General features: G+C 65.0%; 19 protein-coding genes. 5 read left to right on the forward strand and 14 right to left on the reverse strand.

What is annotated here, in order from left to right:
• Nucleotides 1-92 precede the first annotated feature (92 nt).
• A complete protein-coding gene (locus tag LRH25_RS20210; protein ID WP_141285318.1) occupies nucleotides 93-479 on the reverse strand; it encodes a hypothetical protein in 387 nt (128 codons plus the stop codon).
• A gap of 1,053 nt (nucleotides 480-1,532) precedes the next feature.
• Here LRH25_RS20210 and LRH25_RS20215 point away from each other — a divergent pair.
• From LRH25_RS20215 to LRH25_RS20230, 4 genes are read left to right on the forward strand one after another with little or no spacing between them, the layout of a single operon-like run.
• A complete protein-coding gene (locus tag LRH25_RS20215; RefSeq protein WP_141285316.1) occupies nucleotides 1,533-3,119 on the forward strand; it encodes a phospholipase D-like domain-containing protein in 1,587 nt (528 codons plus the stop codon).
• Between the two features lie 10 nt (nucleotides 3,120-3,129).
• On the forward strand, nucleotides 3,130-3,939 hold the full coding sequence (locus LRH25_RS20220; protein WP_170200737.1) for a M12 family metallopeptidase: 810 nt from the start codon (nucleotides 3,130-3,132) through the stop codon (nucleotides 3,937-3,939).
• 9 nt (nucleotides 3,940-3,948) lie between these two features.
• On the forward strand, nucleotides 3,949-5,130 hold the full coding sequence (locus LRH25_RS20225) for a caspase family protein (protein ID WP_141285312.1): 1,182 nt from the start codon (nucleotides 3,949-3,951) through the stop codon (nucleotides 5,128-5,130).
• Nucleotides 5,131-5,142: 12 nt separating this feature from the next.
• On the forward strand, nucleotides 5,143-6,393 hold the full coding sequence (locus tag LRH25_RS20230; protein WP_141285310.1) for a hypothetical protein: 1,251 nt from the start codon (nucleotides 5,143-5,145) through the stop codon (nucleotides 6,391-6,393).
• On the opposite strand, the gene LRH25_RS20235 is transcribed toward LRH25_RS20230, so the two are convergent.
• The 8 genes from LRH25_RS20235 to LRH25_RS20270 all read right to left on the reverse strand — a co-directional run bounded on the left by LRH25_RS20235 (nucleotide 6,374) and on the right by LRH25_RS20270 (nucleotide 14,910).
• Nucleotides 6,374-6,715 (reverse strand): YbaY family lipoprotein, encoded by a 342-nt coding sequence (locus LRH25_RS20235; RefSeq protein WP_170200736.1) that lies wholly within the window; start codon nucleotides 6,713-6,715, stop codon nucleotides 6,374-6,376. The genes LRH25_RS20230 and LRH25_RS20235 overlap by 20 nt on opposite strands.
• A 704-nt stretch (nucleotides 6,716-7,419) precedes the next feature.
• Nucleotides 7,420-7,647, reverse strand: a complete 228-nt coding sequence (locus LRH25_RS20240) for a hypothetical protein (protein ID WP_141285306.1) — start codon at nucleotides 7,645-7,647, stop codon at nucleotides 7,420-7,422.
• Nucleotides 7,648-7,654: 7 nt separating this feature from the next.
• Nucleotides 7,655-8,572 carry a hypothetical protein gene (locus LRH25_RS20245; RefSeq protein ID WP_141285304.1) on the reverse strand — a complete coding sequence of 306 codons (918 nt, stop codon included), beginning with the start codon at nucleotides 8,570-8,572 and terminating at the stop codon, nucleotides 7,655-7,657.
• 67 nt (nucleotides 8,573-8,639) lie between these two features.
• Entirely contained in the window at nucleotides 8,640-10,931 is a 2,292-nt protein-coding gene (locus tag LRH25_RS20250) for a hypothetical protein (protein WP_141285302.1), read from the reverse strand.
• Nucleotides 10,932-10,943: 12 nt separating this feature from the next.
• Nucleotides 10,944-11,429: a hypothetical protein gene (locus tag LRH25_RS20255; protein ID WP_231012070.1), complete on the reverse strand. Its 486-nt coding sequence runs from the start codon at nucleotides 11,427-11,429 to the stop codon at nucleotides 10,944-10,946.
• 54 nt (nucleotides 11,430-11,483) lie between these two features.
• Complete coding sequence (locus LRH25_RS20260; protein WP_141285298.1) at nucleotides 11,484-12,044, reverse strand: hypothetical protein; 561 nt, start codon at nucleotides 12,042-12,044, stop codon at nucleotides 11,484-11,486.
• Nucleotides 12,041-13,762, reverse strand: a complete 1,722-nt coding sequence (locus LRH25_RS20265; RefSeq protein WP_141285296.1) for a hypothetical protein — start codon at nucleotides 13,760-13,762, stop codon at nucleotides 12,041-12,043. Before LRH25_RS20265 ends, LRH25_RS20260 begins: the two co-directional genes overlap by 4 nt.
• 479 nt (nucleotides 13,763-14,241) lie before the next feature.
• A complete protein-coding gene (locus LRH25_RS20270) occupies nucleotides 14,242-14,910 on the reverse strand; it encodes a hypothetical protein (protein ID WP_141285294.1) in 669 nt (222 codons plus the stop codon).
• 447 nt (nucleotides 14,911-15,357) lie between these two features.
• Here LRH25_RS20270 and LRH25_RS20275 point away from each other — a divergent pair, with 447 nt between their 5' ends.
• Entirely contained in the window at nucleotides 15,358-15,789 is a 432-nt protein-coding gene (locus tag LRH25_RS20275) for a hypothetical protein (RefSeq protein WP_141285292.1), read from the forward strand.
• 561 nt (nucleotides 15,790-16,350) lie between these two features.
• Here the strand turns inward: LRH25_RS20275 and LRH25_RS20280 are convergent.
• From LRH25_RS20280 to pedC, 5 genes are all read right to left on the reverse strand, one after another.
• On the reverse strand, nucleotides 16,351-18,642 hold the full coding sequence (locus LRH25_RS20280; RefSeq protein ID WP_141285290.1) for a TonB-dependent receptor: 2,292 nt from the start codon (nucleotides 18,640-18,642) through the stop codon (nucleotides 16,351-16,353).
• 103 nt (nucleotides 18,643-18,745) lie between these two features.
• The gene (locus tag LRH25_RS20285; RefSeq protein ID WP_231012071.1) at nucleotides 18,746-19,387 is read right to left on the reverse strand and encodes a response regulator; all 642 of its coding nucleotides are present in this window, start codon (nucleotides 19,385-19,387) and stop codon (nucleotides 18,746-18,748) included.
• Nucleotides 19,384-20,382: a sensor histidine kinase gene (locus tag LRH25_RS20290; protein ID WP_231012072.1), complete on the reverse strand. Its 999-nt coding sequence runs from the start codon at nucleotides 20,380-20,382 to the stop codon at nucleotides 19,384-19,386. Before LRH25_RS20290 ends, LRH25_RS20285 begins: the two co-directional genes overlap by 4 nt.
• Nucleotides 20,372-21,370, reverse strand: a complete 999-nt coding sequence (locus LRH25_RS20295; protein ID WP_231012073.1) for a Bug family tripartite tricarboxylate transporter substrate binding protein — start codon at nucleotides 21,368-21,370, stop codon at nucleotides 20,372-20,374. The genes LRH25_RS20290 and LRH25_RS20295 overlap by 11 nt, the downstream gene beginning before the upstream one ends.
• Nucleotides 21,367-22,182 (reverse strand): lanthanide ABC transporter permease protein PedC, encoded by an 816-nt coding sequence (gene pedC, locus LRH25_RS20300; protein ID WP_231012074.1) that lies wholly within the window; start codon nucleotides 22,180-22,182, stop codon nucleotides 21,367-21,369. The genes LRH25_RS20295 and pedC overlap by 4 nt, the downstream gene beginning before the upstream one ends.
• Nucleotides 22,183-22,270 lie beyond the last annotated feature (88 nt).

A 22,270-nucleotide genomic window follows, 5' to 3' on the forward strand; every position in this document is an offset into this window, starting at 1 on the left:
CGCCACCGACTGCTTCCATGCGACCCGAATTTGCGGTCCCGACCCAAAGCAGTCGAAGATCTGGGCGTGGTGAACAGCTCAAAAGCGGGCAGTCAGACGTCGCCGCGCAGGGTCGCTGTAACGATCCATTCCAACAACTCATTCGTCGATGATCCATGCGCGGTCGGACACAAACTCTGGGCGCCTGCGCGGACGGCTTCATAGCTCAATCCGCGCAGCGCTTCGCTCGCCGTGAGCACGGTATCGCGTGCGGAAGACTTGCACAGTCGAAACAGTATTCGCGCTGTCGCGGTGCAGTCGATATCGCCCAGCACGTAAGCGATGCGCTCCTGCGTCTCAGACGGCAGCACGACGCACATGCGTTCAAGGTCCGCCCACTCGTCGGGCGAGAAGCGCTCCATTTGGTGTCGCACCTCCAAGAACTCATGGTCATACCAGTAGTCGTCTGTAGCGCGGCTGATAAGGTCGAAATCGAGCATGATTGCTTTGATAGGCTTGGCTCGGCCCTACTTGAAATCGGTCATCGGCGAATGCCCGTTGGCCGGGAGTGCCACTTCGCCAAGCGGTTGGGAAGCCGCCGCTCGCAGCAAGAGCCAATGGTAGCCAAGGTCAGGTTCAGGCAACAATGCGGAACTGACGTTGCCGGCCATAAGCGGCCCGTCGCGCAAAGCTCGAAATTCTGGCCGCGGCGTGCCCCTGAAGCACAGGTTTTCGGCGACGAGTCTGGACTGCTGTTCGGCCCGAGCCGGCCAAAAGCCGGACCTACCGCTGGCGCGCACCGACCGCGCCGCATTGCGGTCACGAGGACCCGGCAACACCGGCTGCTAACTTGGCGTCTTGCTCGTCCTTTGCCGCCTCTGCGGTGTGCATGCGGTCCCGATGTTTTATGCGCACGGCGCTGCATAGCTGCCAGGAAATCGTCCATCGTCATGGGCCCGAGCCTTGGTCGGCCGAGCGCGAAGAACGCGTTGGCGCCGCCCGTGGCGTTCGAAGCGCTGTAGCGCCCAGAGGCGCGGCGAGGCGCCTGAGCGCGCCTGATGTAACGGGAGGCAGCGTCATCAAGAGTAATGATGCCCGGCACGGCGGTGCTCCCTAGCATGCTTGGGCACGCAGTTAGCGATGCGCAAAGGAGCTCAAATGCTCGATCGGCGGGCAGCCCTCAAGGCGATTCCGCACGGGCCCACCCCTCGAGAGCCCATCGTGCAAGCCATCGGCCGGCGGCCCCAGCGGGCGCCGGCCGGAGCCCCGCTTCACTACGAACGTCACCGGACCACGCTGTACCGCCTGGTGCAGCAGCACGCGACCAGATTTGTCGCGCACACGGAAGCGCACCAAGGCGGAGCTGCCGAGCTTCATCAAGGACGAATTCGACGCCTTCCTCGAATGCGGCATCCTGGCCCACGGATTCCTGAGGTTGCGCTGCGGCAAGTGCAGCCACGACAATCTTGCAGCGACAGCTGGATCAGCCGCGGATAGCGTCATCGCTGCGCTGAAGCGGACGTGATTTTGAGTCAGACAGCGAGGGAATCCTCATGCGAATTCTTGATACAGCCACCAGGGGGGCCATTCAAACCGTCATCGACGCCCACATGGTGGAGTTCTCCAACATCCCCGGTTTCGTCGAAGCAGAGCCGGGCTTCCCGCTCATCGACGGCGCCATTCGTAAGGAGCCTTCGATCATCGTGTTCGTCGCGCAGAAGAAGCCGACGACGCACCTGCTGCCCGAGGAACGCGCCCCTCGCCAGATCGGGCCATATCGTGTGTGCGTGATGCAGGCCGACCCGTTGCGGCAGATCCGGGCAGGGCTGGGCGGCCAGCCAATTTCCGATGCGGTCGAGGACTCCGCGACGGGACTCACCTACCAGCCGCTCCCCGGCAATCCGATTGACCGCACGTTTGTCGTATCGAAGCGGATGCTCTGCCATGTCGGTCCCGACGCGGGTTGGCCGGTACTCAAGCCGTTCCTGGAGGCGACGAAGCACACGTTGTCCGTTGCAATGTACGACTTCAACGTAGACTACATCGCAAAGTCTTTCGTCGAGACCGTTCGCGACAACGATCTCAAGGTGACGCTGACGTGGGACGACGGAATGACCGCGCCCGAAACGGCGATCCGAAAGAAGCTTCGCGCGCGGCTGGGGGATAACCTGGACGGATGGATCGTCCATTGCGGCGGCGGATTCCGCTTCGCCAGCGCCTATCACGAGAAGGTCGCGGTCCGCGATTCGAAATCTTTCTGGCTGTCGAGCGGCAACTGGAGTCTCCGCAGCCAGCCGGAGATCGATCCGATCGGGGTTCCGGCTCAGGCTAAGGGAATGTACAGCAAGGGAAACCGCGAATGGCACGTCATCATCGACGACGCGCCGCTTGCACAGGTATACGAGCAGTACATCAAGCACGATCGGGACGGCTCGAAGGCCGAAGCTGACGCGGGCGGCGACGCCGAGCTCGATGCCTCGACGATGCCGCGCTTTCCCGACCTCTTCGTCCCGATCGACGAGCTCTCCGACGTGGAGGCCGACGTCGCGACACCCGTGGCGCCGCAGACATTGCCGAGCACCGCGCGTGACGTGACCATCCAGCCGCTGCTCACGCCCGACAACTACATCGGCCACATCCGCCAGTTGCTCAGAGGCGCGCGACGCTCGATTTCAATGCAGTACGCGTACATCACGTACAGCGACAAGCCGAAGGACGCCGATTTCACGCAGATGCTCACCGACCTGGCCGAGATGAGCAACCGATCCGACATCAAGATGAGGATCATCGTCGGCAGCAACGGCGCCGCCGACAAGATCCGGAAGCTGGTCGAAGCCGGCTTCAACGAAACGGTGTTCCGCACGCAGGCCAACATCCACAACAAGGGAATTGTCGTCGACGGGGAAATCGTGCTGGTGAGCAGCGCGAACTGGTCGGGCGACGGCGTTCTTCGCAACCGCGACGCGGGCCTGATCATCCGCGACAAGGAGATCGCTCGGTACTACGAGGCGGTCTTCGATTTCGACTGGGACAACCGCTCAAGCGCAACCCTCGAGGACGATCCTGCGGTCAGGGTCGCGGATGCGGCCGAAACGCCGCCGGGAATGGTACGCATGTCATGGCGTGAATATTTCGAATAAGGAGACTCTCATGGACCAGAATGGATTTCTCACTGGCAAGGCGACCGATACGACCTGGATCAAGCCGTTCGGGCAGAAGTGGCTCGAGGTCACGTACAGCGTCGTCGACGGGATGGCCGTGCTCGAAGGTTGTCTGATCCTCGGAACGGTGGCGCAGATGCAGGCGGTCAAGCATTTCATCGCGAACAATCCGCTGGCGATCAAGGCGGGCATCCAGCCCTTTGCCGCCGGAATCCTCGGCGCCCAGTTCCGGTGGAAGAACAATACGATCCCCTTCGAGATCGATCCCAACCTGCCTAATCCGCAGCGCGTGAATGACGCCATCGACCATTGGAAAGACAAGACCGAGATGAAATTCGTCGCTCGCGATCAGAACAACAACAATCACATCGACTACGTCGTGTTCCGTCCGGGCGGCGGCTGCGCCTCGTCGGTGGGCCGGCGCGGAGGCCGGCAGGACATCATCCTCGGGCCGCAATGCACAGCCGGGAACTGCATCCACGAGATCGGCCATACGGTCGGCCTGTGGCACGAGCAGAGCCGCTCGGATCGCGAGAGCTTCGTAACGATCAACTTCGCTAAGGTCGATCCCGACTTCAAGCACAACTTCGACATGCACATCCAGGACTGCGTGAACCTGGGGCCCTATGACTTCGGCTCAATCATGCACTACCCGATGAATGCCTTCAGCACCGATGGCACCGACACCATCGCGCCGAAGGCAGGCGTCAACACCAACGGGGCGGTCATGGGTCAACGCATGGCATTGAGCGACCTCGACATCGAGGGCGTGAAGAAGCTGATCGCCGCTTCGGAATGAGAGGGTGCCGTGGCACTGATCATCGATAACCGCAACTCCATCCCGGGGCCCGGCGTTCATGCGCTCATCGTGGGCGTGAGCGACTACAAGAATCTGCGCGACTTCAACGACACGCCGGTCGAGCCGCAATGGTTCCTGACGACGCTGACGTCGGGGGCTTCGAGCGCGTTTGCGATCTCGCAGTTACTGCTGCGCGACAAGTGCAGGCTGCCGCTGAAGACGCTGCGCCTGCTTCTTTCGCCGCATGCCGAGGAGCTTACGAAGACGCCGGCGATCGGGGCTTCGGGAGCGTCACCTGCGACCCGCGCGGCGCTTGAGGCCATGGCCCTCGATTGGCGCACCGATGCGGAGAAGGAAAAGGACAGCATTACCGTCTTCTACTTCGCGGGTCATGGATTGCAACGCGGACCCGAAGACGGCGTCGGACTGCTCGAAGACTTCAGGCCCGACAACGGTCCTCCGCTCGCGAAGAGCTTCGAGGTCGGCGACATCAAGAACGGCATGGCGCCGTCCGACACGCGCCCCAACATCGCGATGACGCAGTTCTACTTCATGGACGCCTGTCTCACGCGTCCGGAAACGCAGAAGAAATTCGTCGGCGTGCAGGTTCCCGAAGTCTTCGGAGCCGAGTTGAGCAGCATCGAATATCGTTCCGCGCCGCTGATGTTCAGCACCGTCGGCGGCGCGATCGCGCTCGGACGCGAAGGGCAGCCGAGCCACTTTGCCGAAGCACTGACGCTCGCATTCGATCGCGCGGCCGAGGACCCCATCGACGATGGGGCAGGCAATACGGTGTGGCCCGTGACGTCGCTTACCGTGAAGAACTACCTCGACTACTACTACGCGAAGCTCAACCTCGGGACGCAGGTCACGCTCAACGGTATCGTCGGAACGCCGGTGCTGCGGAACCTGACCGACCCGCCCAGCGTCGACATGTCGATCGAAGTGCAGCCCGACGCGTTGGGCAACGGGTACAACCTTTGGCTACTGGATGGCAACGACGCGCCGACGCCGCCGTGCACACCTGCCGCCCTGAAGAAGGTCGAAGTCACGATACCGGCGGGGATCTATCGAGTGAAGGTCGATGCTGGGCTGTTGAGGGTGAGTCCGTATCGCTCGCCGCCGAAGTGGGTCACGCAGAAAGTGGCGGGGCCCTGGCGGCACAATCTTCAACCGCTGCTGAACGGATGAAGAGGAGGAGCCATGGTCGATCCCAACGATAACCTGCTGGCTTCGCTGACCGTTCGCCTTCCGTTTTCCGGCTCCTCTGACAATCGCTGGGCCGACGCGTTGCCGGTGGAAATCCGCGATGCGTCGAAGTTTGTCCTGCGCGCCAAGGGCGTATGCAACGACCCGCTAACGGTGCCGGCCGGAAACTACCTGGTGAGCGCCACGCTGCCCGACGGACAGGTCGCGTCGTTCGACGACATCGTGAGACTGGAGCCCGGTGGCCATCGCGAGCTGACGATATCGGCCGAAGGACTGAGCTTGCCGCCGTCGCTCAAGTACAGCCGGACGTTCGGCGAAGAGGTCAGCGACTTCGTGCGCCCGGTCACAGACCTGTTTGCCTCTCGCACGACCACCGTCATGGTGGGCAACTGGATACCGCTCGCGATGGATCCGCCGGCTGCCGCGCAGGTCGATTGGAAGCCCACGGCGAGCACGCATCTCGAAGTCCACTATAGCGACGGCGTGCCGGTTTGGGTCGAGGTCCAGCGCCATGACAACGCGATGTACTTTGCGATTCCGGTCGACGAGCAAGGAAAGACGATCGCGCAATGGTCGATCATCGTGCCGAAGCCCGATCCGAACGACCCGAATCCCGACTCTGCAAACCTGAAGCCCGATTCGATCGACCTCAAGCTCGACTTCGGCGATGGCGACCTCAACTCGTTCTTCGACTACATCCAGAGCGGCCAATCGTTGACGGCGCGATCGATCGGGCGGTCGATTATCGAGAAGTCCGAGCAGTACATGATGGCCAAGCGCCGTTGCCCGCTGCTCGCAGCGCTGGGCGCGTATGTCCTGCTGCGCGCCAGCGAGCTCGACGGCATGGATGAGTGGACCCGCAATCTCTCGCAGTGGTTCGGGTGGTTGCCGGATGCCGGCGCGATACGCGTCGAGTACCTGGCAAGGCAGAACCGGCACAGCGAGGCGGTCCAGCAACTGCTGCAGATGCCCTCGCGGGGTGTGCCGTGGTTCCGCTCTGGGATCGGCTATCTCGGGAATCGCGCCAAGGTGTATTCGAGCGTGGCCAATCGCGAGACTTCACGCCTCGCCGTCAGCATCGACGACGCACGGAAGCTTAACGATCTGTCGCGGTTCTTCAGCCAGCTCGCCGCGGCGCTCGACGTGACGCGCGCGACGACCGTGCTTCGCGGCATGCCCAAGCTGGCGCATGACGTAGCGGCTGCGGCTGGTCCCGATCTCGCTTTCACAGCGGCGCCACCGTGATCTCGACGTCGTGCGATCGATCGCGATTCCATGGATATGACGCGGTCGTTAGGAAATCGCCGGGAGCCAGGCAGTCATGCGCGAATTGATGGATCTCCGCCGAGAGGACGTAAGTCGAGTGCTTCAACTTCGTCTCGTCGAACCTCAGCGTGAAGGACACCGTCTCGCGCATGCCGTCGAGCGAGCGGATTCTCGTTTCGGCGACGCGAATGGCCCGTGCATCGAGCATGAGGACGTCATCGAGGCCAACGATCAACTCGGCATCGTGAAGACGTCGAGGGCCAGGCAAGCGGACACTGCCGGGAATCGTGATCGTAGCCATCCTGAAATTGCGCTCAGGGTGCATGCATGAGCGATGTCGAAATCGTAGCGCAAAGGTCAGGCCTGGAATGCAACACCAATGAGCGCATGAGCAGCCGGCAACTACGATGAGCGACACAGGGCGATTTCACACGCGCCAATACGCGTGGCACCCGCGCGGCGTCGAATTCGACGCCGCGGCCGAGACGCCGCTGGTGCTGCCGCCAGGTGTGGCTCCATCGTTTCATCCTCGGGCGCAATGTGAAGCCCGTGGCGCTGAACCTATGCCAACGGGGCCTTCATGGCGCTGGTCCAGAACAGGGATGCGCTGCCCGCGCGCAAGATCTGGGAGAACGTGTTCCATGACGCGCCGGTGGGAACCACGGACATCACGCCGCCGCAAGATGCGCTGGCGCATGCCCGGCGGAACTCGGCTCCTTCCCTAAGGGCTACGAGCTCCAGCGGACCGCGATGGTCGACCTGGCCACCCAGCAGCCTCGCGCTTTCCTGAACGTGGTGCGCGGCAATCGTGAACACCCGGCTGGCGTCGACCTGCCCTCACTCGAGCCGCTGCTGAGCTGCTGATGAAGCTCAGCCTGTTCAATTCCCATTCGGAAACGCCATCGGCCTACACGAGCGAGATAGAGGGGCTCTCGGCGCAGATCGAAAAATTCTCGCAGGGTCTGCTTTAGCGGCAGTGGCCCGGCACGCCACCCTACAGTGGCATCACGGCCCCGGTTTGCGGTTGTATATCTTGTCGTGGAGCCGCTTCAACTCCTGCTCCAGCGTGGGGGGCACGGCCCCGGCCGACGGGTCCTGCGCCGGTAGAGGCTGGTCGGGATCCATGGTGAAGCGCCTGGCGAGCAGCTCCTCGTAGTCCTGCAGATCCACGGCATCCGCCGCCGGATTGGCGGTCAGGATGTCCTTCTTGTCGTCGGGCTTGAGTGGTTGCATGGCGACCTCATCGAGCAATTTTGGCGAGCAGCCGGTCGCGCACAAAGGTGCGCGTCACTCTGTCGTTCTGGCAGACCTCCGGCACCCCGGCTGGCGCCAGCCAGTAATTGTCCATGATCGCCGGATTGCTGGGGTCATGCAACTCGCAGTGGAAGGAACGCCAGGTCGGCGGATAGCCCAGCGGCCCACGGGTCAAATCAGACAGGAACCCGGTAGCGTTCACTGTGCAGAACTTGGGCTGAACGGGCGGTCCGTTCTTGTTGTTCAAGTCCGGCGGAGAGTCGACATAAAGGTCCACCAGCTTGCCGTTCGTATAGCTGGACACGGCGTGCTGAAATTCATGCGGCGCGGTGAGGGAGGTAGCCGTGTGGTGCATCGCGACCGTGCCGGGAGTCAAGTAGAAATGCCGGTGGCTCAGGGTGGCACCATCCAACGTGAACGCGACGCCCGGCCCGCCGTCGTCGTCGGTGGTGAACCATGCGCTGGCGCGCTGATGGCTCGCAGACGCCGAAATTGCATAGACCACATCCGCGATGATGTTCTGGCTGATCAGGAAATCGCGTATCGGGTTGCGCCGCGCCACCAGCAGATTGCTGACACCGTCCTGCGCCGCGAAGGCGTGGGCATCGTCAACCGGCAACCCTGTGGCGAACAGCGACAGCAGGCGGATGTGAGGCGATATCGCAGGGTCTCCAAGAATCAATTCGGACTGACTGGGAAGACCCGTGAAGAGCGATCGCTCGATGTAGCGGACGCAGTTGTCAAAATTGACCTGTTGCGCCGCCGTGGCAATCGGGTCCGCCACGAAGGTGTTCGAGTTCCAGGGCGCCTCCAGCGCCGGATTAGCGACCACCAGAATGGTGAACGGATTCGATTTGCCGGGGGTGCCCGCGCGGATGACGGTCGGGGCTGGAATCGTGGCCATGCGCAAGTCCTTTGCGGAGGGTGATGGATTGTCGCGGGAGGGACTCAACGGGCAAGACCAATCGGCCTCAAGGCAGGGTGCGGGCTGTCGTGGTCTTGACCGTGTCGCGGATGCGGTCCAGGCTGAACTGCCCGAAGAATCCCCACACGAACGCAGCAAAGAAGTCAGCTCCACTGCCCATCCACGCGTTGACAAAAATGAGATACCCGGTGAGCGACGTGAGCGCGGCGGTGAAGAACCAAATGCTCCAGTTGACCTTGGCCGACTCCTTGGCCAACTTCACCAGGTCGGGGGTTTGCATCAAGTTGCCGGCGTAGGTCTGTGCAGTGACGACATCGCCGCCACCCAGATCGGCCATGATGGTCAGGAAGCCCGCCTGACTGGGTGTGATCTCGGCACCGTTGCTGTTTTCGTTCGCAATTGACGCCTTTGCCGCGCCGTCACACTTCCAGACGACTGGCCTAGGGGGCGCGCCGCCGGGCCAGTCGAGTTTCACGGTAGTCATGCGATCCAGGGGCAGCAGCGCCGGCACCAAAATTCTGCATATGAGCTTGGGAGGTGCCGCCGCGGGCAGAGCAGGGGGCGTGGTGCGGGCGATCGGCGTAGGCAGCGGACCCGGGGCGGCCGGAGGCATGGCGGCTGGAGGAGCAATCACCGCAGCGGCCCCCGGAAAGTTTCCGGTTTCAAGGCAATGCCGGAGCCCAGCATCACCCGGCATTTCAAGCTGCATCCGAGCCTCGACGTCGCGCCGGACGGCGGTCAGCCTTTGCAGCGTGTTCAACGGCTCCGCATCGGATGCGGTTTGTCGAAGCACCTCAGCGGCCAACGCGGACAGCGCCAACGCCACCGCTGGCTTGGCGGCCTGGAGCGCCACTGCGGCCGCGCGGAATGCCTCGGCAATCGCCCGCGGAGCGGTGAACGCCGTGAGCGTTCGCACCGCGATGGCCACCTTGTCGCATTCAGAGACGAACTGCCCCGCGGTTGCCTGATAGGCCGCCGTGACCAGGGTCAGGATGCGCCCGCGCTCCTGCTCGAGTGCCTGAGCCGGGGCGCTCCATTCGCCCAGCTCGTGAAGCGACTCATACAAATCCAGAAGCCAGGGCTGCAGCGCGGCGGCCAGGGACGGCGCCAGGGTTGACCGGAAGGCATCGAGCCGCCGTTGCGCGTCGATGACGTCACCCGCCGCCGCGGCCGCGTCGATGTCAACGAGCTGCCCTGCCAGCGCCTCCAGTTTCTCGCGCACCATCGCGTCCGGCGCCACATGGCCTGGCGCCAGCTGCTCGTGCACCTGCAAAAGCGCGAGACGCAGTGCCTCCGCCGCTTTGCCCGCCTCCAGTTCGATCGCATCGGCGCCACCAGCGCTCTTGGTCAGCGCAGCCTGCACCTCCGCCGGAGTTCGGGCGTCGCGAATGTCGGATTCCAACGCAGCCACCAGTGCGATGAACCGCTGCTGCACAGTCGGATCCTTTTGCTGCGCGGCACGTCTTCCGAGCGCCCCTGCCGCGCGATAGGCCTCGAGCCGAGCCGTGTCCAGGGCGGCCCGCCCGGCGAGTCGAACGTTGACTACCCAGCCGATAACGACGCCAACAAGGATCGTGATGAACAGATAGACCGGAAGGAAAGCCACCTTGAATGTCACGTCGATCGCCTGGCTCTGTTTTAGCGCGGGCGAATGCACCGTCAGACGCGTCGTGTAGGTTCCGACGGAAGGCTCGCTCGAGACCCGCAACTTCAGGTCCGTCCCTTGACCGGCCACGACGATGGACGAACTGAGAGCGGGATTCAGCACGGTGTCGACCAGTTCGCCGGCGGCGTTCTTCAGCTGACCACCACTTACGGAGAGGCCTTCAATGGCCGCCGCACCGGATGTCTCGCGCAGCCGTATCGACGGAACGTAGGGCAGACCGCCCGCGACTGGAAGGTCCGTCCGCAGCACGACGGATGCGGGCAGGTCCAGGACCGGCTCCGCGGCGCGGACGACACGGATATCCAAGTTGTCCTGCGTGCCGTCGGCGAACACCACGGTCAGCGGCACCACAAAACGGCCTGCGGCCGGACAAGTGCCGGAGACCGCCCCCATCACCTGGTACTCGGTGATCGCAGGCATTGAAGGCTGGGGCACCTGCCAGGTGATGGACCAGGCGACCGCGGTGGCGGAGCCCGCCTCTTTGCGGATGTTGTTGGTCCTGACGGCCTGCGGCACCTTTCCCGCCACCCTGAACCGCAGTGTCAACGCCTGGTTGGTGCAGTCGACAACAAAGAGTTCGGTTCCCGAAACCGTGGCCACCTGCCCGGCCGGCGACAGCTTCGCGCACAGCAGCAGCGACAGAAACAGAAGCGCCTTGCTTTTACGCTGCATGATTGCAGGGCCTCAACGGCTGCGCATCCGCCTCAGCCAGTGCGTGGTGGTGCTGGCCATCGTACGCTCCATGGTTTGTGCCCGGGACGGCATCGGCGCCGCAGCAGCGTCGGCGGCGGCTCCCGCAGCAGCGGGCGGCGTTGCAAGCTCGTTCAGTGCGCTTACTAAGCCGATGACCGCTTCGAGCTTGCCTTCGGCGAGGATGTGGTCCGCCAACACCTGCGCCAATGCACGGGCGTTCTGCATGGCCGCATCGACAGTCGCCTGGTCGGGCGGGGTCGGCAGAAAGAACCGGGCCATGAACCGGTTGTGTGCGTCCACCAGCGCGAGCAGCTGCGGCCCCAGGTCACCGGCCAATGCAACCGCGTCGGCCTGCTGTTGAAGGCTCAAGGACGGGTTGCCGGACAGCTCCCTGGCCTGGTCGATGGCCCGACTCAAGGCTTCCTTCGCCTGGCCGAAGCTGACCACGTATTCGTCGACTCTGACGTCATCACTCATCGTGCACCTCGCTCGTTGCCGTTCTACGGATGGTTCGGTTTGGCCCCTGTGGCGCTATGGAGCAGCTGCCGCCTTCTTCAACTTGTCCCGGTTTTCCTTGGTGGCCGCAGCCACCGCCTTCCAGGCTTCGAGCGCCTCCTCGAATTGAGCCTTCGCCGGCCGGTCCTGCCCCAGCAACACCACGGCGTTGACGGCGTTCGACAGCTTGGCGCCGACAGCGGGCAAAGGCTTCAACAAGGCGGCCGTGTCCGCGTCGATCTGGGCCTGCTCTGCCCGCAAAACCTCGTCGTCCGCCAGCAGACTGTCCGAGACTGCCTTCATCTGCATGTACAGGTCCAGCCTCTTCGTATTCCCGGCGGCTCCATCGAAGCGCACATGCTGATTGAGCCATGTGCGCGACACCTCATCATTCATCCTGAGGCTGGCCACCGTGGCCGCTGTGTTGGCGTCACCGATTTGGACCGCGGTTCGGAACTTCTCCACCTCGGGGGCCACCTGCCTCATCAGCGCGGCGGTTCCCGCCGCGGAGTCCTTGACCGCTGGCGGCGTGCTGGTGCAGCCCGAGCCCAGGCAGCTCGCGAGCAACATCGATGTCAGTGCATGAGTGAATTTCATTGGTGGTTCGTCCCGTATCCAATCCACAGAAGCAGCAGCGCGTTGACGCCGCGTGAGATGGTCTCTTCCTTGACACCTGAGGCAGCCCAATCCGCCAGCAGGCCCACGTTGGTCCGTATCAGGATGTCCCACTGAGCCAGACTGTTCTCTGCGAGGTCCAGCTGCCGCGCAGTCACCAAGGCGCGCTGGCGCTGCTTCGTGCCCTCGTACTGCCCTTGGAGGTATCCCACCGCGTAGCCATAGTGCGCGACACCTTCCATCACGCGCGCCTTGTTGTTCGCAGATGCAGGAGGCGAGCCCAGGAACATGTCCTCGAGCGCGCCATCCCCCATCGACACGCCACTGAGCGCCCCGATCGCCTTCTTGTAGTGCTCCGCCTGCTTCTCGGTCAACGTCGCTCGCGTGCGCAGCAGTTCGACTTCAGCCCCATCCATGTCGATCAAGCGACCGAGCGCTTGCTGCTGGAGTCGCTCCACTTCCTGCTGAGCCAGCAGCGGGCGCCCCAGTACTTCATCGGTATTGGCCTTGGCCGTGGCCCACGCGTCTGCCGTATCGGCCAGCCGCTGCAGGGCGCGCCCAGCACGGTCCTTGCCGGTTTCGCCGGCGGCACCGGCAGCCTTGGGCGACAGCAGCGCATCCAGGCTCTCGTCGATGGCGCTCAGCCGTTCTTCCGACAAGAGCTTGAGCGTGTACTTGTCATCCAGTCCTTTTAGCTTGGCCACGGCGCACTTCAGACGCTCGATGGCGCCGGCCAACTTCGTGCGCGTGGGTCCCGCCGGAACCGCGGAAGCCGCCGAGGCCGGTGACGTGGCCGCGGATGCTGCGGCGGCTGGAGCCGCAGCCTTGTCGGCGGCGCATCCGGCATCTTGCTTGGGGGCCGGCTCCGCCTCCTTGCCTTCGGGCGAACTCGCCATCTTCTTGTAGGTCGCCGAAGCCACCCGAACGTCATTTCGTTCGTTCACGTGAGCCGAGCGGGCTGCTTCCCTTGCCGCGACAAACGCATAAAGGGTCTCCAGTTCGGCCTGCAGCCTCGGCATCGACTTCAGGCAGGTCGACAGCGCGGCACCTGCCAGGTTCGTGCACTTGAACAGCTTGCGCACGGCCTCGGGGTCACTCTTGTCCTTCTCTGGAACGCTGTCCGCCGAAGCTTCGCAAGCCGTCTTGAGCAACGCCAGACCGCCCTTCACGATTGCGTTGTAGGGAGAGGGCATGTCCTTGCCCATCTCGGCCGAATTGCCGCTCAAAACGTCAGTACATGACGGCGCTTCCAAGCCGATCCGCTTGAACTCGTCCTCTCCGGTCTGGTACTGACGCTTGGCGCGCATCTCTCTCGCGCGTGCAAGCACGAGACCGTCATAGAACGTCCCGTCGCCAGCGGTTTCCTTGAAGCCGGCGGCCACCCTTGCCTTCAATCCGGGCGCCTGTTTGGCCGGCTCAGGTTCGACCTCACCCACGACCAGGCCGTACAACTTCACGTCGCGGCTCAGCAGCGGCTGGCTCTCGAGGTACGCGACCTCGGCCTTCAGCAGTGCGGCAGAGCGCTCCCTCTCTGCCTGGACCAACTCGGCCAGGTTGACGTCGGTCCAGGCCTTCTGGGCCTTCTTGCCTTGCTCGTCCAGGGAGGAACTGTACAGGCGCAGGTCTGCGCAGCCTCCCAGCGCCATGGCGGCAAGTACCACCAGCAACCCCGCCCAGCAAACCCTACTGCGTTTGACCATTGAACCACCCTTGTTCTTCGTTGGCGGGCGCGGCCGTCGCGAAGGGGGCCAGAACCTGCAGGGTTGAAAGTCTGGCAATTGAGCGATAGGCTGGCATCCGCAATAGAGATGACAGCGGGCGCTCCGTTGAATTGCCCCGGGTTCCGTGGAGACCGACGGTCGGATGGAGCAACCCATCGCTCGCTTTGAATGCCCGCTTTCCGACGCCGAGATTGAAGGATCGAAGGACCGCAACGGGTCGAGACCGCCAGTTCGCGGACCTTCGAAGCTGCCGCTGACCCGAAGGTCGTCGCGCGCCTTGACGGCCCCCAGTCGCCATTTCCGCTGAAGGGCTAGTCTTGGAAGTGCAGCGGCCATTCCACGGTCAATCGGTCGAATGACAGCGGCTCCAGGCAGCGGTCGTTGGCCCGCAGAAATCGAACGACTGCAGCCGAGCCTTATGGCAGCTGCCTACGAAAACAGAGGCGCCATAATTTTGACTACTGGGTTACCGAAAGCCCATCCCAGGCCTGCGGGTCACCCTCGTAGAAGAGGACTTCAGGGAAGTCTCGCACGACCCATTCCCTCACTTCCACGCTAATGGTCGCTAGCCAGCTGAGTGCCGCACGACGGGATGGGATAAGCACAGGCGCGCCGTAAAGGCTAGCGGCGAAGAGTCCCTGCAAGCGGAGCAAGGGAACGCCAAGCTCCAATTGCCGGGCGACCCAATGTGCCGCGAGGTACTCTCGGATGGAGCGGTGATGAAATTTGACCCGGCCAAAGCTTGCTTCGTCAAAGACCGCGGTCGCCAGGAGGCGGCGAACCTCGGTTGGGCCCCAGTCTGTCAAGATGGTGTGCGGAGCGAGCTCACCAGCGGCCGGAACAACGCCCGGTTCTAGGACGAAGAACGCGGAACTTCCGAACTCTGCGGCCGCGGCGAGAGCAACAGCTCCCGTCCGGAGTAGGTCAACTGACAAGACCTCGCCTGCAGCTTCGTAGCTGTCATTGAATTCCCGAAGGCGGTTTGTGACGTTGACCTCGATGAGGTCGCGGTAGGAGCCAAGCGTCTTTCGCTGATTCCAAAGGCCAACCATCCACTGAAGGTCCAGTGGACGGGTCGCCATGAACTCATAGTCACCATCTTCGACCGCGGACCAGAACAGTTCCACGTCCTGGAGCGCGAACGCCTCGGCACAACGCCGTGCCTCGGTGTTCGACAGGGGGTCTAGCGCGACCACAAGGGCTTCGACTCTTGCGGCGTCGCCATCCGTCGGAAGCGAAACGGGCGAAGTCTCGTCTAACGAGAGTGGCCTTTCGGAGGCCGCCTTGGCGCCGAGTGCCCGTTGAATGGGCATTGCCAGCCGGCCATCGACCGCAGCTCGGACGCTGGCAGTTGACCAATCCGTAATCCGAGAGGATATGGCGACGCGAACCCGCCAAAGGTGAGGGCCAAGAGCTCGTGGAACCACCGTCAGCGCGCGTTCGAAGTCCGCATGCGACGTCAGTCTGGCCTCGTCAACGGCGTCAAGGAAGAAATAGCCTAGAGCTGTGGACGCCGCCCAAGCTGCGTAGGCGTCGTCACACCCGGTCAGGGCAAGCGTCCAAGAGTCGGAATCTTGCAGCTGATTCAGAGGGAGAAAGAACGCCGCCTTTCCCTCCGCTGTCAGACGCGCGACTTCGTGCTTGAACTCGATGGTCTTGCCGATTCCGGCCTCGCCGACAACGACAACGTGCGGCTTCTCGTGCAGGTCGCTCCACGCGTGGCCGACCAGCGCGCAGCAGCGCTAGCGAACTGGTTCTTCTTGCGACATGTTCTTCCTGGCAGCCCATCCACTGCGACGGCGGAAACTGTTCTTGCCAATCTCGGCCTCATGGAAACCGCCGAGGCTGGCGTGGCGCAGATGGCGCTTGTGCTGTCCGACAAGGTCGCGTTGACGAATGCTTGGTTTGGCGTCGCAGGTATTGATCGAGGGCCGGCCGACTTCGAATACATCGACTCTCGCGCAGGAACCACCCGACGGATTCCGATGGTCCCTCCTGCCGGTTGAGGTACGGGGGTTTGGAACTCGAATGAGGATTCCGTCGGCCTGGCACATCCGCGGTCGGCGCAAGGGGCCCGCCGCGAAAGCCTTGTAGTGGGCAATCTATCGGGGGATGCTGTCTGGGCGGAGTGCGCTACTCCGGCGAAGTCGACTGCTTTTCGGCGATCAATCTGGGGAGCAAAGGTCGCCTCCGAGTCGATACCGCCAGTTCACGGTCCTTCGAAGCTGCCGCTGACCCGAACGTCGTCGCGGGCCTTGACGGCCCCGGTCGCCAGTTCCGCTGAAGGGCAGGTCTTGGAAGTGCAGCGGCCATTCCACAATCAATCGGTCGAATGACAGCTACTCCAGGCAGCGGTCGCCGGACCGCGGAAACCGAGCGACTGCAGCCAGCCTCAAGCGGTCAGCGGCGGTGAGCGGAAGATTTCATCTTCAGTGAAACGAACTTCGGAAAGTTCAATGTTCAGTGAGACGGCAGTTCAAGGTGCCGTGATGTGCTCGCTGCCATGGCCTTGATCCGCTGGGTCGGTCATTTTTGGCTTGAGTGAGAAGCGACTGCCGGCAGGCGCATCACTCGGACGCGCCGAAGCGCCAGCGGCCCCCGATCCACAGCGCGCGCGGCGCACCGGGTGCGGAGAACTGCTCGTTGCGCCACTCGGCGGGCGCCAGCAGGTTGCCGCGCGAATCGAAGGCGCTCTCCGCCAACAAGCCGCCGCTCGAATGGCGCCGGTCGAACACGTTCGAGACCTTCGCGAACAGCTCCCAGCCAGCGCCGAACTGCCAGCTCGTCGTCAGGTTCACGAGTGCGAAGCCGCCGACCTTGCCGGCGCCGAAGAAGTCGACGCCGTCTGGCTGGTGGGCATTGTTCTCGTTGCCGCGCACGAACTGGCTGGAATACGCGGCGAGCTGCGCGCCGACACGCCAGTCCGGCAGCAGGGGCGCGTCGATGGTGAGCTTCAGGCTGTGCGCCGGCAGGCCCGGCAACCGGTTGCCGGGGCGCACCTCGATCTCGTCGGCGCCAGCACAGGCCGTGCTCGTGCCCGCGCTGCTGTTGGCAGCCGCAAGAATGCAGGCAGACGACTCGAAGGTCGCCCGCAAATGGCTGTAAGACAGGCGCCAGTCGACCGCCGACGTGTGCTGCGACACGCCGAGCTCCACGCCCTGCCGCTGCGTGCGGCCAAAGTTCGTGAAGTAGCCCGCGGAGCGGCCGTTGCTGATGAACAGCAGGTCGTCGCGGTTCTCGGTGCGGAACACCGACGCATTCCAGCGCATGTCGGTGCCGATGCTGCCACGCAGCCCGGCCTCCAGCGTGCGCGCCACGACCTGCTTCAGCGGCGGGTCGCCCTGCAGCGCATTCGGCAGCACACAGGCGTTGTCCGGGTCCGAGCAGCCGAGCTCGATCGGGCTGGGCGCACGGTTGCCCTGGCTGAAGCCGCCGAAGGCGGTCAGTGCCGGCGTGAGACGCCAGGTCAGCCCGGCCGCCGGATTGAACTTCTTGAACCGGCCTTCGCCGTCCAGTGTGGTGTCCAGGCCCAGGGTGCTGCGGCCGAGGTCGTCGGTGCGCACCCGCGTGTCGTTGTAGCGACCCGAGAGCGTGAGGTTCAGCCCCGGCGCGAGGGTCACGATGTCGGACATGAAGACGCTCGCGGTGCGGCTGGTGCCGGCGATCAGTGCGTTGGTCTCGGCGTCCTCCGTCACGACCACGGCGCGGGTCGCGTCCAGCACGCCTTCGGCCTCGCTCTGTTCGAAGTCGTTGCGCGCGCGGTCATACGACAGGCCGACGCTGAGCCGGTGCGCGCCGGCAGTCTTGCTCAGCTGCAGCGCGAGACCCTCGCTGCGTTCCTTGGTGCGGGTGCGGTTCTCGACGCCCGATTCGGGCGTGTCTGGCGGGTCGTAGTCGTCGTTCAGGTCGCCGTTGACGGTGGAGGCGCGCACGCGGCGGGCGTAGACGGTGCTGGCCAGCTCGAACCCGTTGCCGAACTGGCGTGTCGCGTTCAGCGACAGCATCGTCACCCGGTTGCGGGTCTGGTCAGGGCGGGTGTAGATCTGTGCGCGGTCCTGCGCCAGCATGGACTCCGGCAGCAGGCCATTGCCAATGAGCCGGCTCTGGCCGTGCAGCAGGCTCAGGTCCCATGAGTAGTCCGGTGCATGTTCGCCACCCTTCACGAACAACTGGCGCACGCGGGACGGGGAGTGCGCGCGCCAGCCGTCTTCGTCGAAGCTGCCCAGCGCGGCGAACAGGTGGCCGTGCTCGCCCAGCTTTTTGCCATAACTGAACTCGGTGCTGACCCGCCCGAACGAGCCGCCGCGCACTTCCAGCTCGCCGCCGGGATGGGTGTCGCCGCTCTTGGTCTGCAGCACCAATGCGCCGCCCAGCGTATTCAGACCGAACAGCGGATTCGAGCCGGGCAGCAAGGCCACGTTGGCCAACGCGCCGCTCGGGATCATGTCCCAGTTGACGACATCGCCGAAGGGCTCGTTGACGCGCACGCCGTCGAGGTAGACCGAGAGGCCCTGCGGCGTGCCGAGCAAGGGGCTGGCGGTGAAGCCGCGGTAGTTCACGTCCATCTGGAACGGGTTGCCCTGGGTCTCGTTGATGTTGACGCTGGCCAGTTGGCTGGCCATGAACTCGGGCAGGTTCAGGCTCTGCAGCTGACGCAGCCGTTGGCCGTCGGCCGTCTGCACGTTCGACGGAATCTGGTCCTTGGGCACGCCGGTGCCGGGCAGTGGCGTCGTGCCGACGACCTCGACCGTCTGCAGCGTCGTGGCAGGCGAGGTCTGCGCATGCAAGGCCGGGCCGCAGGCGATCAGCGCGGCCAGGGCCAGAGGACGGTGGTGCGCGCGGCACGGCAGGTACTGCATCGGGGTCTCCGGAGCTTGTTGTTTGCACCGACCGTATCAAGAGGCTGGCGGCCGCGACAGGGAAAACTTCCCGGGCTGCGCCGCCGTGGCGCGCGAACCTCACTTAGACCAGCGCGCTGCCGATCACGCGATGGCGGATCGCCAGATGGGCCAGCGCGGCCGAGGTCGTGACCCCGAGCTTTTCCTTGATGACGGTCTGGTGGTTGGAAACCGTCTTCGGGCTCAGCTTCAGCGCCTGCGCACATTCGGCCGGCGAATGGCCCAGCGCGAGCATGCGAAAGATCTCGAACTCGCGCAGGCTCAGCTCGGCGAGCCGCTCGGCCTCGTGCGCCGGGTCGCGCTGCAACAGGCAGGCGGCCAGGTCGGCGCCGAGGTAGCGCTCGCCGGCATGCAGCGCGCGCACCGCGTCAACCAGGCTCTGGGGCGCAGCCGCCTTGGTCAGGAAGCCGCGCGCGCCTGCGTCGAGTGCCTGGCGCACAAGCGGCGGGCTGTCGTACATGCTGAAGACCAGGATGCGAGCCGCAGGCGCACGCAGCAGCACGCGCCGGATGAGCGCCAGGCCGCCGCCGCCGGGCATCGCGAGATCGGTCGCGAGCACGTCGGGCGGGTCGGCCACGAATGCGCCGTAGGCGGCCTCGCCGGTGGCAGCTTCGGCGATCACGCGGATGTCGCTCGCCTGTTCGAGCAGCCGCAGGTAGCCGCTGCGCACGACCGGGTGGTCATCGGCCAGCAGCACGCGGATCATGCGACGGCCCTCGCGCTCACCGTCGCCTGCTCGGCGACCGGCGCGACGGCGGCAGGCAGCGGAATGTGCAGGCTCAGCCGCACGCCAGCGCCGGGCGTGCTCTCGACCCGCAACTCGCCACCCAGTGCCGCGGCACGTTCGCTCGCGCCGAGCAGGCCCAGGCCGCGCGTCGCACGGGCCGGGTCCATGCCACAGCCGTCATCGGCAACGCTGAGGCACACGCCGCCCGTGGTCTCGCGTGCGAGCACCAGCCGCACCTGATTCGCGTGGGCGTGCCGCATCACGTTCGTCAGCGCCTCCTGCGCGACGCGGTAGACGGCGATGTTGACGCGCTCCGGCAGTGCCTCGGCCATGTCCTCGCGGTGCAGCACGCAGGCCACGCCGCTGCGCTCTTCCCACGATTCGCACAGCTCCTGCAGCGCCGCGACCAGGCCGAGTGCGTCCAGGTTCGCCGGCCGCAGGCGGCGCAGCAGGCCACCCACGAGCTGGTAGAGGCTTTGCGCCGCGATGTCGGCACGCGCCGCAGCACCTAGCAATGCGGCGCGATCATCGGCAGCGCAGCGCCGAAGGCAGGCGGTCTCGATCAGGATCGCGCTGCAGCGCTGGCCGAATTCGTCGTGCAGCTCGCGGGCAAGCGCGAGGCGCTCGCTCTCCTGCACCGCGAGCAGTTGCTGCGCGAGCTCGCGGTTGTGGGCGAGCAGTTCGGAGGCGCGCGCCTCGGCCTGCTCGCGCGCGCGCAGCGCCGACTCGGTCTCGTACCGGCGCCGCCACGCATACCAGGCCACACCGAAGGCGAACACCATGCCGGTCAGCGGCAGCTCGTCAAGCTGCCAGCGCTCATACGGGCCAGATTGTGCGACCAGCCACTCGCTGAGGTTCAGCACCCGCGAGAGGCCGTAGCACGCCAGCGCCAGCGCCAGCACGATCCACAGGTCGCTGCGCCAGCGAGACGCGGCCGGCCGCCCGCCCGGGCGCGTCGTCGGTTCACCCGCCATGGGAAGCAGCCTGCGGCGTCGCCAGACGCTCGACGTTGATGCGCTCGCGGGCATAGATCTCGCGGCACGCGCGTGCATAGTCGTCGGAGCCGAGATAGTCGATCTCCTGGTCGTATTTCGCGAGTTCCTGGATGAAGCGCGGATCGAACATCGCGCGCTTGAACGCGTCGTGCAGGGTCGCGACGACGGGCGCAGGCAGGCCGCGCGGCCCGGCCAGCCCGTAGGGTGACATCGCAACGATGTCGAAGCCGAGCTCTCGCAGGGTCGGCACCAGCGGCCAGCGTTTGGAGCGCTGCGCCGAGAAGATCACCAGCAGTCGCAGGCGGCCGCCATCGACGGCCGGGCCGAAACCGGTCGAGTTGACACCGGCCATGACCTGGCCGGCCATGATGGCAGTGATCTGCTCGGCCGTACCCTTGTACGGCACATGGATGTAGCGCAGGCCCCGCGCCGTGAACAGGTCTTCGAGCACCAGGTGCGGCGTGGTGCCGACACCGTTGGTCGCGATGCTCAATTCGCCGGGGTGCGCGCGGGCATAGGCAAACAGGTCATCGAGGCTGCGCAGCGCGCTGCCGGCAGGGACCAGCACGCCAAAGGTCACGCCCGACACCTGAATGATGGGCGTCACGTCGCGAACCGGGTCCCACAACACCTTCTGGACCCAGGGCGCGCGGAACACCGGCTGCGGCATCTGGGCGATCGTGTAGCCGTCGGGTTCAGCCTGGTACAGGACGTTCATCGCCAGCGTGCCGCCAGCACCGGCACGGTTGTCGGTGACGACCGCCTGGCCCAGCGTGCGCGACGCGAGTTCTGCCAGCAGGCGCAGCGAGATGTCGGTCGCGCCCCCGGCCGGCCAGGGCACCCACAGCGTGATCGGGCGCGACGGATACGGCGCCGCGGCGCGCGCCTCGCCAAGCCCGCCAAGCACGCCCATGTCGAGCGCGAGCCCGCCGGCTGCGGCCAGCCAGTGGCGCCGGGTGTGCATCATCCGGCGCCTCCACCGCGCTTGGTCAATCCGCCGAAACCACGCTGCGGGTCGTAGCCCCAGCAGGCGACCACGAAGAACAGCACCAGGCAGCCGAGCACGACATACGGTGCCGCGCCCGGGTCCTTGCCATACAGCGCGAAGCGGACCCACTCCACCGCATGCGTGAACGGGTTGAAGCGGGCCAGCTGATAGACCCACTCGGCGCCCGACTCCTGCAGCTTCCACAGCGGGTAGAGCGCGGTCGACAGGAAGTACATCGGGAAGATCACGAAGTTCATCGTGCCGGCGAAGTTTTCGAGCTGCTTCACGTACACCGACAGCAGCAGCCCGAGTGCGCCCAGCATCAGCGCGCCGCAGACGAGTGCGAGCAGCGCGTTCAGGCCGGCGAGCGACAACAGCGGCAGCTCGGTGCCGATCAACGCGGCGACGATGACAAACGCGAGCGCCTGCAGCACAGACAGCAGCGCAGTCGCGCACAGCTTCGAGAACAGCAACCACGGGCGCGGCAGCGGCGCCGTCAGCAGCAGGCGCATCAGGCCCATCTCGCGGTCATAGACCATCGCCAGTGAGGACTGCATGCCGTTGAACAGCAGCACCATGCCGACCAGGCCGGGCACGATGTAGACGTCGTAAGGGATGTAGGTGTCGTAGGGCTCGACGATGGCGACGCCGAACACATTGCGAAAGCCCGCCGCGAACACCGCAAGCCACAGCAGCGGCCGCACCAGCGCCGACACCAGCCGCCCGGTCTGGCGCGAGAACTTGAACAGCTCGCGCATGACGATGGCCTGCAGCGCCTGAAGCGCATGCATGACAGCCCCTCGCCGGACGGGTACGTCCGGCGATCCCCCGAGGGGATGCGGGCCGGCTTGGGGCGGCCCGGCGCTCGGCCCGCTTCCG

Origin of the sequence: Ideonella azotifigens (assembly GCF_021043325.1) — a bacterium.
Taxonomy (GTDB): Bacteria; Pseudomonadota; Gammaproteobacteria; order Burkholderiales; family Burkholderiaceae_C; genus Ideonella; species Ideonella azotifigens.